Annotated in this window: 14 protein-coding genes; 5 read left to right on the forward strand and 9 right to left on the reverse strand. The window is 62.2% G+C overall.

Annotated elements, in window-relative coordinates; translation table 11 throughout:
• Positions 1–79: 79 nt before the first annotated feature.
• Entirely contained in the window at positions 80–1,102 is a 1,023-nt protein-coding gene (gene sohB / locus IF654_RS12415; protein ID WP_047274424.1) for a protease SohB, read from the reverse strand.
• A gap of 206 nt (positions 1,103–1,308) precedes the next feature.
• On the opposite strand from sohB, the gene IF654_RS12420 reads away from it, so the two are divergent.
• The 5 genes from IF654_RS12420 to IF654_RS12440 all read left to right on the forward strand — a co-directional run bounded on the left by IF654_RS12420 (position 1,309) and on the right by IF654_RS12440 (position 5,656).
• Entirely contained in the window at positions 1,309–2,022 is a 714-nt protein-coding gene (locus tag IF654_RS12420) for a histidine phosphatase family protein (RefSeq protein ID WP_047276621.1), read from the forward strand.
• Positions 2,023–2,077: 55 nt separating this feature from the next.
• Entirely contained in the window at positions 2,078–2,392 is a 315-nt protein-coding gene (locus IF654_RS12425; protein WP_047274420.1) for an SCP2 sterol-binding domain-containing protein, read from the forward strand.
• Between the two features lie 201 nt (positions 2,393–2,593).
• Entirely contained in the window at positions 2,594–3,661 is a 1,068-nt protein-coding gene (locus IF654_RS12430; RefSeq protein WP_169838025.1) for a phosphotransferase family protein, read from the forward strand.
• Between the two features lie 24 nt (positions 3,662–3,685).
• Positions 3,686–4,453 (forward strand): SDR family oxidoreductase, encoded by a 768-nt coding sequence (locus IF654_RS12435; RefSeq protein WP_194862401.1) that lies wholly within the window; start codon positions 3,686–3,688, stop codon positions 4,451–4,453.
• Between the two features lie 93 nt (positions 4,454–4,546).
• Positions 4,547–5,656, forward strand: coding sequence for a Gfo/Idh/MocA family protein (locus IF654_RS12440; RefSeq protein WP_094987665.1), 1,110 nt, complete (start codon positions 4,547–4,549; stop codon positions 5,654–5,656).
• On the opposite strand, the gene IF654_RS12445 is transcribed toward IF654_RS12440, so the two are convergent.
• The 8 genes from IF654_RS12445 to IF654_RS12480 form a co-directional block, all read right to left on the reverse strand.
• Positions 5,653–6,726 carry an NAD(P)H-dependent flavin oxidoreductase gene (locus tag IF654_RS12445; RefSeq protein WP_047282659.1) on the reverse strand — a complete coding sequence of 358 codons (1,074 nt, stop codon included), beginning with the start codon at positions 6,724–6,726 and terminating at the stop codon, positions 5,653–5,655. The two genes, IF654_RS12440 and IF654_RS12445, sit on opposite strands and share 4 nt — an antisense overlap.
• Positions 6,723–7,628 (reverse strand): enoyl-CoA hydratase, encoded by a 906-nt coding sequence (locus tag IF654_RS12450; protein ID WP_047274410.1) that lies wholly within the window; start codon positions 7,626–7,628, stop codon positions 6,723–6,725. The genes IF654_RS12445 and IF654_RS12450 overlap by 4 nt, the downstream gene beginning before the upstream one ends.
• Before the next feature lie 17 nt (positions 7,629–7,645).
• Positions 7,646–8,443 (reverse strand): CoA-transferase subunit beta, encoded by a 798-nt coding sequence (locus IF654_RS12455; protein ID WP_047280735.1) that lies wholly within the window; start codon positions 8,441–8,443, stop codon positions 7,646–7,648.
• 11 nt (positions 8,444–8,454) lie between these two features.
• Positions 8,455–9,330: a CoA transferase subunit A gene (locus tag IF654_RS12460; RefSeq protein ID WP_047282660.1), complete on the reverse strand. Its 876-nt coding sequence runs from the start codon at positions 9,328–9,330 to the stop codon at positions 8,455–8,457.
• Positions 9,331–9,340: 10 nt separating this feature from the next.
• A complete protein-coding gene (locus IF654_RS12465; protein WP_047276607.1) occupies positions 9,341–10,231 on the reverse strand; it encodes a VOC family protein in 891 nt (296 codons plus the stop codon).
• Between the two features lie 153 nt (positions 10,232–10,384).
• Complete coding sequence (locus IF654_RS12470; protein ID WP_194862906.1) at positions 10,385–11,329, reverse strand: bifunctional OB-fold nucleic acid binding domain-containing protein/MaoC family dehydratase; 945 nt, start codon at positions 11,327–11,329, stop codon at positions 10,385–10,387.
• 23 nt (positions 11,330–11,352) lie between these two features.
• Positions 11,353–12,564, reverse strand: a complete 1,212-nt coding sequence (locus IF654_RS12475) for a thiolase family protein (RefSeq protein ID WP_047274400.1) — start codon at positions 12,562–12,564, stop codon at positions 11,353–11,355.
• Between the two features lie 73 nt (positions 12,565–12,637).
• The gene (locus tag IF654_RS12480; RefSeq protein ID WP_194862400.1) at positions 12,638–14,308 is read right to left on the reverse strand and encodes a DUF1302 domain-containing protein; all 1,671 of its coding nucleotides are present in this window, start codon (positions 14,306–14,308) and stop codon (positions 12,638–12,640) included.
• Between the last annotated feature and the right edge of the window lie 21 nt (positions 14,309–14,329).

Here is a 14,329-nt window from a genome sequence, read left to right on the forward strand (position 1 = left end):
TCGCGCTCCGATGCCTCAGCGCCGACCACTGAGGTTGACATGGCCCGCTGTACCCACAAGCACGGCAGGCCACGGTGGGTTACCAGAAACGGTTCTGGGTCAAACGCGCCCAGAGCGAATCCACCACACGCTCGACGGAAGAACTGGCGGCCAGCCCCACACGCTCTTGCAGGCTTTTACGCTGAGCAAAGTGCAGATGATAAAGCTGCGCAGTCTTGGCACGCTCCGACAAATACTCATCGCTGGTTTTCAATTCATCCACCAGCCGTTTTTCAACCGCCGCCACCCCCAGCCATACCTCGCCCGTGGCAACTTCATCGATGGCCAATTGTGGGCGGTATTGCGCGACGAAGTTCTTGAACAGTTGATGCGTGATGTCCAGATCCTGCTGAAACTTCTCACGCCCCTTTTCAGTGTTTTCGCCAAACACGGTCAACGTGCGCTTGTACTCGCCAGCGGTCAGTACTTCGTAATCAATGTCGTGCTTTTTCAACAGTCGATTGACGTTAGGCAACTGCGCGACCACACCGATCGAACCGAGGATGGCGAAAGGCGCGCTGATGATTTTGGCCCCAATGCAAGCCATCATATAGCCACCACTGGCGGCCACTTTATCGATACACACCGTCAGCGGAATGCCCGCCTGACGAATCCGCGCCAACTGCGACGAGGCCAGACCATAGCTGTGTACCATGCCGCCGCCGCTTTCCAGCCGCAGTACCACTTCATCGGCCGGGGTGGCCAGCGTCAGCAAGGCGGTGATCTCGTGACGCAGGCTTTCAGTGGCAGAGGCCTTGATATCGCCATCGAAATCGAGGACGAACACGCGTGGCTTTTCATCAGGCTGTTTCTTCAGCTTCTTTTCAGCCTTGCTGCTGTCTTTGCGCAAGGTCTTCAACTGATCCTTGGTCAACAGTGACTGTTGCAAACGCTCGCGCAAACCTTTGTAAAAGTCATTCAATTTGGTGACGTGCAGTTGCCCCGTCGAACGCCGACGCCCTTTGCCGCGCACGACAGCCAGCGTGACCAGCACCACCAGGATCGCAACCACTATCGTCACTGTTTTCGCCAAAAAACTGGCGTAATCGGCAAGAAATTCCACAGACACTCCTTCAAACGAGGCCACCCCGGACGTCCGGGTGGCGTAATGGGGCTCAGCATACCGGCGCCAATCGGCGGCTGCCAGCCGTGAAACGCTGCGTCGACACGTGCCGGGCGCAATTCAAACAAGCGTATGTTTTTTCATTGACAGCTCCCCGCCTTGCTCCTAACCTCGCCAGACTTTCAACGTACCGGGGCAAAGCGGACGTGGGCAGCATCTATCTAATAAGACATGGCCAAGCCTCTTTCGGCGCTGAGGACTACGACGTGCTGTCGCCACTGGGTGTGCGCCAGGCGCAAATCGTCGGTCAGCATCTGGTGGACCTCGGCCTGCGCTTTGACCGTTGCCTGTCCGGCGATCTTTCCCGCCAGCAAGACACCGCCCGCCACGCCCTGCAGCAATTTAGCGTAGCCGGGCTCGCCACCCCCGCACTGGAAGTTGATCCGGCCTTTAATGAATTCGATGCGTTCGGCGTGCTCAGCGCGCTGCTGCCCGGTTTGTTGCCAGATGAGCCCAATGCCGTGGCCGCCTTGACCCATGCAGCCCATGACCCGGCCGAGTTCCAGCGGATATTTGACCTGATTGTGGCGCGCTGGGTCAGCGGCACCTGGGACACCCCTGAACTCGAAAGCTGGCTGGCCTTTGTCGAACGCGTCCAAGGCGGGCTCAACCGGTTGCTGGATCACGCCCAGGCCAGCCAGCACACCATCGCCGTGTTCACCTCCGGCGGCACCATCACCGCCCTGCTCCACCTGTTGACCCGAATTCCCGCCAGCGAAGCCTTCAAGCTCACCTGGCACATTGCGAACACCTCGCTCAGCCGCCTCTCGTTTCAAGGCCGCGAGGTCACACTGGCTTCCTTTAACAGTCACCTGCATTTGCAACTGTTGAAGACGCCGTCACTCATCACCTATCGTTGAGCGCCGGCAACCGCGACCCACGGGTCGCCGTACCCCACCACAAAAGGATCGAACCATGACGTCTGTAGCTGATGCCGTTCAAGCAATGAAAGCCAAATTCAACCCAGCCGCTGCTGCCGGCCTGGACCTGGTATTCGGCTTTCGCATTGATGACACCAAGAACTTTTCGCTGATCGTCAAAGACAGCACCTGCGAACTGAAGGAAGGCGAAAACCCGGACGCACAAGTCACTCTGGTGATGGACGGCGAAACCCTGGAAGGCATCGTCAGCGGTGAAACCGACGGCATGCAAGCGTTCATGGGCGGCAAACTGCGCGCTGAAGGCGACATGATGCTGGCGATGAAACTGAGCGAACTGTTCCCAAGCTAAGTTTCGCGCACGACAAAAAAACCGAAGCCCACGCAGCTTCGGTTTTTTTTTGCGCTTCACATTGGGCGCCTTGCTATCAGACACGCTGATCGGCCATTAACACCCGCGTCTATTAAGGCCGCCCGCGGCTTGTTGTCGACGGGGCGGCCCATTAGATTAGCGAATGTTGTCCGGCCTCAAAAATAAGCAGAAGAGATAGCCATGGCGCTCACCGACTCGTCTACCCGTATCCGCTCTGGCGAAGAACTCGACGCCAGCCAGATTGACCCGTACCTGAAGGCCCACATCCCGGGGCTTGGCGGTGAGCCCCGCATCAGCCAGTTCCCCGGTGGCGCATCCAACCTCACGTACCTGATCGAGTACCCCGGCCACGAGCTGGTGCTGCGCCGCCCACCGTTTGGCCATAAAGCCAAGTCTGCCCATGACATGGGCCGTGAGTACCGCATTCTCAATCACCTTAAGGACGCCTTCCCCTACTGCCCCAAGGCCTATGCCCATTGCACCGACACGTCGCTGATCGGCAGCGAGTTCTATGTCATGCAACGGGTCAAAGGGATCATCTTGCGCTCGGAACTGCCCGCGGAACTCAACCTCACGGCCGACAACACCGGCGCCCTGTGCCGCAGCTTTATCGACACCCTGGTCGAGCTGCACAAGGTGGATTACACCGCGTGCGGCCTGGCCGACCTGGGCAAGCCTGAAGGTTATGTGCAACGCCAGATCAGCGGCTGGTGCGACCGTTACGAAAAGGCGCTGACCCCGGATGCGCCGCACTGGGAAACCGTCAAGGCGTGGCTCAATGCGCACCTGCCGCCCGATCACCCAACGCCTGCCATCGTTCACAACGATTACCGCTTCGACAACGTCATCCTCGACCCGCACAACCCCAGGCAGATCATTGGCGTACTGGACTGGGAGCTCACCACCCTCGGCGACCCGCTGATGGACCTGGGCAACACCCTCGCCTACTGGATTGAGGCCAATGACCCGCCGGAGGTGCAGCGGATGCGGCGCCAACCGAGCCATGCGCCGGGGATGTTGACCCGCCGCGAATTCGTCGATTACTACGCAGAACGCGCCGGGATTCAGATCGATAACTACGATTTCTACTACACCTATGGGCTATTCCGTCTGGCAGGCATCGTCCAGCAGATCTACTACCGCTTCTACCACGGCCAAACGCAGGACAAACGCTTCGCCCAGTTCGTCCACATGAACGCCTTGCTGGAGCACATGAGCCTCAAGGTCATCGAGCGCTCCAGCCTCTAAGCCCCCGAACACGAAGGATTCAGCATGACCCGCACTCACTTGTTTGACCTCGATGGCAAAATCGCTTTCGTGTCCGGCGCCAGCCGCGGTATCGGTGAGGCCATTGCCCACTTGCTGGCCCGCCAGGGGGCGCATGTCATCGTCTCCAGCCGCACGCGGGAGAACTGTCAACCCGTGGCCGACGCGATCATCGCCGCCGGGGGCAACGCCACCGCCATGGCCTGCCACATCGGTGAGCTGGAGCAGATACAACAGGCCTTCGCGCGCATCCGTGACGATTTCGGCCGCCTCGACATTCTGGTCAACAACGCGGCCACCAATCCGCAGTTTTGCCATGTGCTGGACACCGACCCGAGCGCCTTCCAGAAAACCGTCGACGTGAACATTCGCGGCTATTTCTTCATGTCGGTCGAAGCCGGCAAACTGATGCGCGAACACGGCGGCGGCAGCATCATCAATGTCGCCTCCATCAATGGCGTGTCGCCGGGCGCCTTTCAGGGCGTGTACTCGATGACCAAAGCCGCGGTCATCAACATGACCAAAGTGTTTGCCAAGGAATGCGCGCCTTTAGGCATTCGTTGCAACGCCTTGCTGCCCGGCCTGACGGACACCAAATTCGCCTCGGCGCTGGTCAAGAACGACGCGATTCTCAAGGGCGTCTTGCAACAGATCCCGCTCAACCGCGTGGCCAATCCTGAAGAAATGGCAGGCGCCGTGCTGTACCTGGCCAGCGATGCCTCCACCTACACCACGGGCGTTTCGTTGAATGTGGACGGTGGGTTCTTGTGCTGAACAATCCGATAATTTAATTCCACTGATTGCATTTTCGGAAATTTAATTCCATAAAGGTACTTCCTTACAATAAAACACCCAAAGGAAGTTGCCATGCGTTCACTGGGAATAGGTCTGATCGGCACCGGCTTTATGGGGCGCGCCCATGCGCTGGCGTTCCGCAATGTCAGCGCAGCATTCGAACTGCCGGTGCACCTGCGCCTGGCTGCCGTGGCCGATGCAGACGCCGAACGGGCGCAACAGTGCGCTTCGGCCTGGGGGTTTGAACGCGCCCACAGCGACTGGCAGCAGTTAATCAGCGATCCCAAGGTCGACCTGGTGGCCATCACCACCCCCAACCACTTGCATTTCCCCATGGCGATGGCCGCCATCGCGGCGGGCAAGGCCGTGTACTGCGAGAAGCCCTTGGCCGTCAGCCTGCAACAGGCCGATGACATGCGTCAGGCCGCCCGGGCTGCAGGCGTGGTCACGCGGGTCGGCTACAACTACCAGCACAATCCGGTGCTGGTGCAGGCACGCGAAATGATCGCGCGAGGCGAGCTAGGGCGGCTCATCAGCTTTGCAGGGGAGTTCAGCGAAGACTTCATGGCCGACCCGGCCTTGCCCTGGTCATGGCGCTGCGAAGCCGAACATGCCGGGGGAGCGTTGGCAGATCTGGGCAGTCACGTGCTGGCCCTCGCCCGCTACCTGATGGGCGACGTCGAGGCGGTGTGCGCCGACAGCCAGACTGTCCACCCGCTGCGACCCGCCAGTCATACCGACCCGCGGGACACACCGATCCACGTGGACGACCAGACCCACGCGTTGTTGCGCTTTCGCAATGGCGCCCGCGGCAGCGTCAGCAGCAGTTGGCTCAAGCACGGTTACAAAAACCACCTGAGCGTCGAAATCAGCGGCACCCTGGGCACGCTCAGGTTCGATCAGGAACGCCTGAACGAACTGCACGTGTGCTTGCAAGGGCAATCAGGTTTCGAGCGCCGGCTGTCCGGCCCCGACTGGCCGGGCTATGCCGCCTTCAGCCCGGCGGCGGGGCATCAACTGGGTTACAACGAGCTGAAAACCCTCGAAGTCCACGCCGTGATTCAAGCCTGCGCCGGCCTGCCGGTCCCCGGCCCGGATTTCGAAGAAGCCTGGCAAGTGGAGCGCCTGGCCGCCGCCATCCGCCGCGCAGCACAGGAGCAGCGCTGGGTCAGCCTCGATTAACGGGGATACGGCGTGCTGACGGCCCGCAAACACCGCTCAGCCTCCTGCGCCATCTCCTCAATCACCTGCTGGCAGCTTTTCAGCTCGCCAATCGCGGCCGCCACCTGACCGCTGGGCAATATGCCTTCATCCGGCACGCCGTCGACCATCGAGCGCTGTAAGAGCACCGGCTGGTTGGCGGCCATCACGGTTTGCGACAGCGCGCCGGGGTCTTCTTTGACCGACTGGGCAAACACCCCGAGCATGTGCCGCACGCTCATGCCGGTCTGTTGCTTCCATTGCCAGGCACTGCCCAGCGCAATGCGCAAACGGCCAAACGCAGTGGCACGCTCCAGGCGGTTGATAAAGGCATTTTCAATCATCCGGTGACGCATGCCGTCCACGGCAGTGGTGACCCGAATCTGCTGCGGGTCGTTGACCTTGAGGTAACGCTCCAGGGTCGCCACCGGCGTGGGGGATTCACGGGTCATGAGAAACCGCGTGCCCATGGCAACCCCCGCCGCACCGCACGCCAGCGCACTGGCCAGGCCGCGCCCGGTGGAATAGCCGCCCGCGGCAATCACCGGCACCTGCACCGCATCCAGCACCTGTGGCAGCAAGATAGTGCTGGGTACGCCGCCGGTGTGGCCGCCGCCCTCGCCGCCCTGCACGGTGACCATGTCAGCGCCCAGTTCCACGGCCTTGATCGCATGCTTGAGTGCGCCCACCGTGGGAATGCACAACACCCCGGCGCGTTTGAAACGGTCAATGGTCTGCCGGTCGGGCCCGCGCCCATAACTCACCGCACGCAGGCGGTATTCAATGGCCAGGTCCACGCACTGCGCCGCATTGTCCTGAAACATATGAAAGTTAAGACCGAAGTTGCTACCGCCCGTGGCCTCGATCACCCGTTGGATTTCGCCCTCCAGTTGATCGGCAGCGATCGTCGCTCCGGCCAAAAAACCAAAGGCTCCCGCCTGGGTGCTGGCGATCACCAGATGAGCGTCCGCCACCCAGCCCATGGCGGTTTGCACAATCGGATAACGGCAGCCCAGCGCCTGGGTCAATGCCGTGCTCAGGTAGTCACTCATCGGCGTTCACCCGCAGCAGCCTTGTTGGCGTCGGCCATGGCCTTGGCATCGAAACCGCCCAGTTTGTCACCGGACAGCAGTTCGTTGTGGCTATGGGCGAAGTGATGCCACGCGAACACCGCGTCCATCGCCGTGCGCTTGCCCTGTAAGTCTTCGACGTGGTTGATCGCCTGCTTGGTCAGGGCCAGCCCCATGCGCGGCTGCCGGGCGATGGCTGCGGCCAGCGCGTAGGTCCCGGCCTCCAGATCCTCTCGGCTGAACAGACGATTGACCATGCCCATTTGATAAGCACGCTCGGCGCTCATCCGGTCTCCGGTGAACAGAAATTCCTTGGCAATGCGCGGGTTGAGTTCGTACGGATGAGCGAAATACTCCACCCCCGGAATCCCCATGCGCACCACTGGGTCCTGGAAAAAAGCATCGTCACTGGCCACGATCAAATCGCACACCCAGGCCAGCATCAGCCCACCCGCAATACACGCGCCCTGCACCATGGCGATGGTCGGTTTGGGCACCTCGCGCCAGCGCCGACACATGCCCAGGTAAACCTCCTGCTCGCGGGCATACAAATACTCCCCGCCGGGCTTGTTGGTGTGATCCCACCACAGGTGGGCACGCTCGAACGGCTTGTTGATGTCGCGCCCCGGCGTGCCGATGTCGTGCCCGGCCGAAAAGTGCTTGCCATTGGCCCGCAGCACGATGACTTTGACCGCGTCATCGTTGACCGCACGCCTGAACGCATCGTCCAGTGCATAGGTCATTTGCGAGTTCTGCGCGTTGTTCACCGTCGGCCGGTTCAGCGTCACACTGGCCACGCCCTCGACCACCGCGTACAACACCGGCTCATCGGTTTCATACACAGCGCTGTCAGCGCGCTGCACAAATTCACTGTCGATGCTCATAAGAGTGATCCTTGGCGTCAGGCCTGACGGATGCCGGGCGGATTGCCCTTGAGCGCAGCAGCGCGGTAGTCATGGGGGTCGAGTCGGCGGATCAACGCCAACTGTTCGGCGGTCGGGGCTACGGTGGGGTGCAGGTCGGCCGCCTTGAGCAGCGGGAAACCGGTGTTTTCCTGCACCTGTTCGAAACGCACGCCCGGGTGCAGCGAACGCACCTGCGCGGCCCGCTGTGGCCCACCGAAATCCATGACGCACAGGTCGGTCACGATCAGGCGGATGTCCATCAGGTCGCGGCGCATGCCCGGTTCCCAACGCGCGTCGTTAAACCCCACGCCCGACACCATGTCCACCTCGCCCCCGACAAACGCCCGGGTGTTGTGAGCCGGGATGAAGAACGAGTTGAGGTGATTGATGCTGTTGCCGGGCAAGCCGCGCACGCCCAGCATCGCCACTTTGGGTGTGTGGTAATCACCGATGCACGACAGGTTGGTCTGGCCCCAGCGGTCCACTTGCGTCGGGCCGATCATGGCATGGCGACGACCGCCCCAGACGCATTCGAACACCCGCTCAAATGACAGGTAACCCGAATAGCGCGGCTCAACGTCACCGCGAGGGCCCAACGGAATCGGTTCTTCCACCAGAAACGCCTCACTGTCGGTCATCAACAGTTCAGGGCTGTGGGTCATTTTGGCCAGGCTGGCCGCCAGACGCGGGATCACCCCGAGCCCCGAGGCAATCACTTCGCCGTTGCCGCGCCAGGCTTCAGAGGCGGCCACAATCAGCAGTTCAGCCAGGGAAAATTCGCAATCAGCAGACATATTCATGCTCCTTAAAACACGGGCAGCGGCAATGCGCTCAGCCGATCGACACCGCCATTGCTGGCCTGATAAGCGCTTTCGCCGGGGGTCACGAACTCGGCCACATAGGCGGCCCAGCCACCGTCTTGGGCCGCGCTGGCGCTGTAGCGCTTCAAGTGACTCAAGTCCCAGCCGTAATCGGACGGGCACGAGGTCGGGTGCGCACCGAAGGGCGCGTGCACCACACCCGTCACCAGGTAACGTTCAAAGGTGTTGAACCGCGCCTGCTGCGCGTCCAGGCTCAGGCGCTCTTCAAGCCGTTCGCACGAGACAAAACACTGTTTGGCGGCACGCGCATACAAGTGGTCGAAGTACGGGTCAGGCCCGGTCACCAGGGTGTTGCCCAGGCGGTCGGCCACGTTGACGTGCAAGAACGCGATGTCGAGGTTCAGGGCGGGCATGGCCAGCATCAATTCGCCATCGTCATAGGGCGATTGCACCTGTTTGATCTCGGGGTTGAGCCGCGTGACATCGGTGGCCAGGCCGCAGCGGGTCGGCAAGAACGGCAGGCGCATGCCCGCTGCCCGCAGCCCCCATTGCAACATGCCCTCGTCAAGTTCCATCAGTTGCAACCCGCCCGCTTCGCGCGCCTTGCGAAAGTGGGCTTCCAGCGGGATGGCGTCCAGGGTGGCAAAGCCAAACACCAGTTTCTTGACCTTGCCCGCGGCGCAGAGCATCCCGACTTCGGGGCCACCATAGGCGACCACGGTCAGGTCCTTGACGTCCGAGCGCAGGATTTCACGCACGATGGCCATCGGCTTGCGCCGTGGGCCCCAACCGCCGAACCCGATGGTCATGCCATCGCGTAATTGGCCGACCACATCGGCCGCTGTCATTTGCTTGTTCATCTCTCGCTCCTTACTGCTGGCCGACTGAAAAGTCGTGCCCCCAGAGGCTGACCCGGGTGAATTCGAAGGCGCTGTGCGCCTGCCAGTCCACCAGCAGGCCGCCATAGCCGTACTCAAGGTCAAAACCCGACGGGGTTTTCATGTAAAAAGAGGTCATCCGGTCATTCAGGTGCTGGCCCAGCGTGGCCGACAACGGCACCTCATGGGCCAGGCGCCGGTCGTGGGCGCGGCCGACTTCGGTCATGTTGTCGACCTCGACCATGACGTGCACACAGCCCGAGGGCACCGGGTACTCCGCCAGCGCCAAACTGTGATGGCGGCTGTTTTTGCAATGCAGAAAGTGAATCCGGATCGGCGGCGCCGAAGGGTCGGGCCGGAAGTTGAAGATGTCCGACAGCTCAAACCCGAGCACGTCCTTGGCAAAGGCCAGGGTCGCGTCGAAGTTCGGCGCGGGCAGCACGGTGTGGCCCAGGCCCATGTCACCGGTGATAAAGCGCGGCACGCCTTGAGGCGACACAAAAGGCTGGCAATCGGAACGATGGCCCCAGCTCAACTCGTGGCGATTGCCTGACGGGTCGGTGACGTGGACCAGCGCTTGCACGCCCCGTTGTTCGCACTGCTCGGCACTGCCCTGACGCCAGCTGACATCGGCCTGATTGAGGGTGGCGATGGCGGCGTTGAACGCCGCTTCGTTGCCCAGCTCCCAGCCGGACGCCACATAACGCGCCTCGTCACCGGGCACGATCAGCATGCGAAACGGACGCTCGTCCATCTTCACGTACAGCCCGCCCGAGGGGGCTGGCGTCACCATCATGCCCAGCACATCCTCGGCATAACGCTGCCACGCAACGGGATCGGGGGACTGTGCAACGAAGTAGCTCAAACCGCGAATGTCGATCATGCCTGCTCCTCAACGCCTGTCTGTAGTGGCTGAGGGGAGTATGGGAAGGAAGGGAGCGGGGATCATCGTCCGTTGGGACTAACGGGCGCCGAGGGGGGCGTCGTTGCCCGGCACACAGGCTGCGCGCCGGGCAATGACGACGGTGCAAAGGGTTTACATGTACAGGATCACCAGCTCGTTGATGACCGAGGGCCGCTCGTTGCCCAGTACATGGGTATTGAGTTCAAGGGTGAGTTGGGTGCCACTTTTAACCTTCTCCACCTTCTTGACCCGCGCCCGCGCATGAATGGTGGCCCCGGCGGGCACCGGCGACGGGAAGCGCAAGCGGTCCGATCCGTAATTGACCATATTGCTGAACCCGGTGATCTCGTAGCCCAGATTCAGCTGCATCCGCGATTGCAGGATCTGCACCAGCGCGCCGTGGGCAATGGTGCCGCCGAACGGGCTCTGTTTGCGCGCCCGTTCCGGGTCGGTGTGAATCCAGTAATCATCGCCGGACAACTGCGCAAAGGCGTCAATCAGCGCCTGATCGACAATCACCTGATTGCTCCACGGGCTGAACGTTTCGCTGACCAACCCTTGCAAGGCCGCGTCATCGCTCAGCGCGATCTGGCGCACCGAGGCACGGGCCGGTTCCACAGGCGCAGGCTGCTCGACGCCAGGCCGTTGCCTGAGCCCGGCCGCGTCCTTGTCCACGCCGGTAAAGCGCAGCAGGCGATTGCCCTGGGCGTCCACTTCTGCAAACACCGGCTGCAGGCGCATGCCGATGCTGACTTCAGACGCCTCCAGCCCCACCAGGTTGGTGTTCATGCGTACGCCCTGATCCAGCTCGACCACGGCCAGCATCTGCGGCATTTCGTCAGCGAAATCCGGCAGCGTCGGGATGCGGGTTACGGTAAAGCTGTAGAGGGTGGCCTCGCCGCTGACTTCGCGCCAGCTCAGGTCGTGGGCCAGGCACGCCGGGCAATGCCGACGCGGGTAAAACACCCACTGGCCGCACGGGTTGCACTGTTGTATCAGCACGCGCTCGGCTTTGAGACCTTCCCAGAACGGCGCGGAGATTTCGGTCGGCACGGGCATTGGTTTGTTATTGGGCATTGGTTTGTTATTGGACATTGGATTCATGCTCCCTGAAGTATCAACGCGCCCTGCTCGCTCATCACACCGCCGGTGCCTGAGACGTAGACGGTGTCACAGCGTTTGAGTTGTCGCTCGCCCGCCGCCCCGGCGATTTGCGTGACGGCCTCGATCACCTGGCTCATGCCGCCCGCCGACCCGGCCTGACCGAAACTCAACTGGCCGCCATGGGTGTTCATGGGGAAGTCGCCGCGCCAGGTCAAATCATGTTCGCGCACAAAGTTCATGCCCTCGCCCTTGCCGCAGAAACCGGCATCTTCGAGGGTCAACAGCGCGGTGATGGTGTAGCAGTCGTAGATTTGCGCGGCGTCCACGTCCCCGGGTTTGAGTCCGGCCATGTTGAACGCCCGCTGCGACGCCGGGCCGATCGGGGTGTGGACCATGTCCTGGGCGTAGGACGGCGATTTGAATGCCAAGTGTTCACCGAACCCGGTGATAAACGAGGGCCGCTTGCGAGCCCGGGCCGCGACTTCTTTGGAGGCAATAATCATCGCGGCGCCACCGGCCACCGGCATGACGATCTCCAGCACGTGCAACGGATCGGCAACCTTCTTGCTCGCCAGCACCTGCTCGATGGTCAGCGGCTGGCCATAAAACATCGCCTGCGGGTTGTATTGCGCATTGGTGCGTTGGTCCACCGCGATCTTGGCCAACGCCCGCGGGTCGTACCCGTATTGCGCGCCATAGCGCTGGGCGATCATGGCGTAACCGGTGTTTTGACCCATGTGGCCATAGGGCAAATCGAACTCTGCTTCGGGCGCACCAAATGCCGTGCTGTGGCCGCCAAAGCGCATGGCCCGGGCCATCCAGCTTGGGTCTTCGTCCGGGCCCATGGGCGCCATGCGCGCCGGCAGCACGCACAACACCGCCTGACACAGCCCCAACTCAATGGCCGCGGCGGCGCGCCACACCATGCCCACCGAGGTGCAGCCGCCCAGGTCCACCACTTCAGCGAAGTTCAGTTTAAGCCCCAGGTATTCGGCCGCCATGGCGGGCACGAACACCGACGCCTCATGAAACTGCGGGCCGTTGATCACCAGCCCGTCGAGGTCACTGGCCTGTAGCCCTGCGTCCCGCAAGGCCTGGGCCGCCAGGTCCGCCACTTGCTCCAGGTGGAACATGCGCGGGGCCGTGGCGTATTTTTCCGGTTTGTACTGCGCGCTGCCGACAATGGCCGCATGACCTTTAAGACCCATGGGTTTCTCTCTTTATGTCGAATGCTGGGCCCTGCCCACGCTGCGCGGTGCAGCGAGGACAGGGACGAAGGGCTCAGAACGTGTATTTCATCGAGAACGTCGCGTAATCGCGGTCGGCCAGCGGCCGCTTGATCGGGTCCGGCTCACCCAGGTACGCGATGTACTTGAAGGCCACTTCCAGATTGCTCAAGTATTTGAACGTGGTGCCCGCGCTCAGGCGTCGATCCCCTGCCACCCCGGCGATGGTGCCGGACATCGGCGCCGCGCCGCTGAACACATCGGAGTAGGTGAACGGCACTTCCAGGTCCCAACCATTGAACACGCCCGGGTAGCTGAACGAGGCGCCCACGGTGTATGCGCTGGAGGAGCGTGTGCGCCAGGCCGAACCGGTTTTGTAGGTGTAGTCATTGGACGGCTGCACGGCCCCGGCATAGCGCGGGTCCAGCGGTAAACCCAGCAGGTTCGGCGCACCGGACACATCGTCCACGTCATCCACACGCACGGTGACGACTTCCCCGGTCAGGGTGGTCTGGCTGGCCCACGGCCGGTCCCCGAGAATGCGCATGGCCGACACTTGCAGTTGTTGGCCCTTGCCACGGGTCGGCACCGGCCCCAGCCCGGTGTTGACCATCACCGGCGCGCCGTCGCGGTACGACCACTCGGCGCCGACCTGGGTATCGCCGATTTTGGTGGTGGCGCTGATCCCGGTCAGCTTGATGTCTTCAAAGTATTTGATCCGGTAGCCGTTGCTGGTGTACGCGTACTGGCCGTTGTTGATCGGCAGCGGGTCATAGCCGATCAGCGCCGTGGCCGGGTTTTTATCGTGGTACACCACATGGAACAGCGACATTTCCAGCTCGGGCAGCGGCCGGAAACGGATCTGCGCGCCCCACTGGCCGCTGTCGCGCGGGTCATCGGTGCCGTTGTAAGGCACCTTGGCGCCCCCGGCGCCGTACAAAAACTCACGGCCCGGCCCGATCACGTCGGAAGTCGACAGGTAGCTGCCCACCGGTGGCAGTTCGGTGCCTTTCCACTCGTACTGCACATAGCCGCCGAGGGTCAGCACGGGGTTGATCCGGTACGAGGCCGACACCTGCCCGACCGGCAGCAGCACTTCCTTGACCTCCACCCCCGGTTGCGCGGCCTTGACCGCGTCGGACGGGTTCTGCACGCCATTCACGCCGGGGTAATACAGGCTCTCGCCCCAGGATTCGATATGCCGCCCGGCCTTGACGTCGAGCATGGTGTCGTTCTCAAACCGCCAGCCGCCAAACACGTAGGCGTCCAGCAGCCGCGTGCGCCCGCCGCTGTAAGTGCGGGTGTCGCTGGTGAACGTGTCATTGCTGCCGTATTTGTTGACGGTACTCGGGGAGTCGTTGTCGTTGTGGCGGTGGTACACATCGTCATAGAAGGTACTGGCCCGCACCACGGCACCGTAGTTGTCTTTGCGCAGGATCATCTCGCCCAGCGCGCCAATCCGGTTGGTGGTCAGGCTGTGCTGGTCGAAGTTGCGGTTCGGGTCATCCGCGTTAATGCCCATCAAGCGATCGCTGGGGGCGCCCAGGCGCATGCCGATGCCATAACTGGTGGTCACCGTCCAATCCAGGGTCGCGCCATTGTCAAACTCGATGGTCTCACCGGCCCACAACGGGCTGGCGAACAACGCGACGGCGGCGGCCAGGCCTGTGACCTGAACCGTGTGCGGGCGCAGCCCCGGACATTTATTGTTGTTTTTATTAATCACACTGCCTCTCCTGATTCGCGA

This window comes from Pseudomonas lundensis, assembly GCF_015377145.2.
GTDB classification, from domain to species: Bacteria; Pseudomonadota; Gammaproteobacteria; order Pseudomonadales; family Pseudomonadaceae; genus Aquipseudomonas; species Aquipseudomonas lundensis.

Bases quoted from the DNA above. Each gene is read 5' to 3' on its own strand.
- IF654_RS12425 (WP_047274420.1), top strand. From the start codon at position 2,078: ATGACGTCTGTAGCTGATGCCGTTCAAGCAATGAAAGCCAAATTCAAC.
- IF654_RS12430 (WP_169838025.1), top strand. From the start codon at position 2,594: ATGGCGCTCACCGACTCGTCTACCCGTATCCGCTCTGGCGAAGAACTC.
- IF654_RS12435 (WP_194862401.1), top strand. From the start codon at position 3,686: ATGACCCGCACTCACTTGTTTGACCTCGATGGCAAAATCGCTTTCGTG.
- IF654_RS12440 (WP_094987665.1), top strand. From the start codon at position 4,547: ATGCGTTCACTGGGAATAGGTCTGATCGGCACCGGCTTTATGGGGCGC.
- IF654_RS12445 (WP_047282659.1), bottom strand. From the start codon at position 6,726: ATGAGTGACTACCTGAGCACGGCATTGACCCAGGCGCTGGGCTGCCGT.
- IF654_RS12450 (WP_047274410.1), bottom strand. From the start codon at position 7,628: ATGAGCATCGACAGTGAATTTGTGCAGCGCGCTGACAGCGCTGTGTAT.
- IF654_RS12455 (WP_047280735.1), bottom strand. From the start codon at position 8,443: ATGTCTGCTGATTGCGAATTTTCCCTGGCTGAACTGCTGATTGTGGCC.
- IF654_RS12460 (WP_047282660.1), bottom strand. From the start codon at position 9,330: ATGAACAAGCAAATGACAGCGGCCGATGTGGTCGGCCAATTACGCGAT.
- IF654_RS12465 (WP_047276607.1), bottom strand. From the start codon at position 10,231: ATGATCGACATTCGCGGTTTGAGCTACTTCGTTGCACAGTCCCCCGAT.
- IF654_RS12470 (WP_194862906.1), bottom strand. From the start codon at position 11,329: ATGCCCAATAACAAACCAATGCCCGTGCCGACCGAAATCTCCGCGCCG.
- IF654_RS12475 (WP_047274400.1), bottom strand. From the start codon at position 12,564: ATGGGTCTTAAAGGTCATGCGGCCATTGTCGGCAGCGCGCAGTACAAA.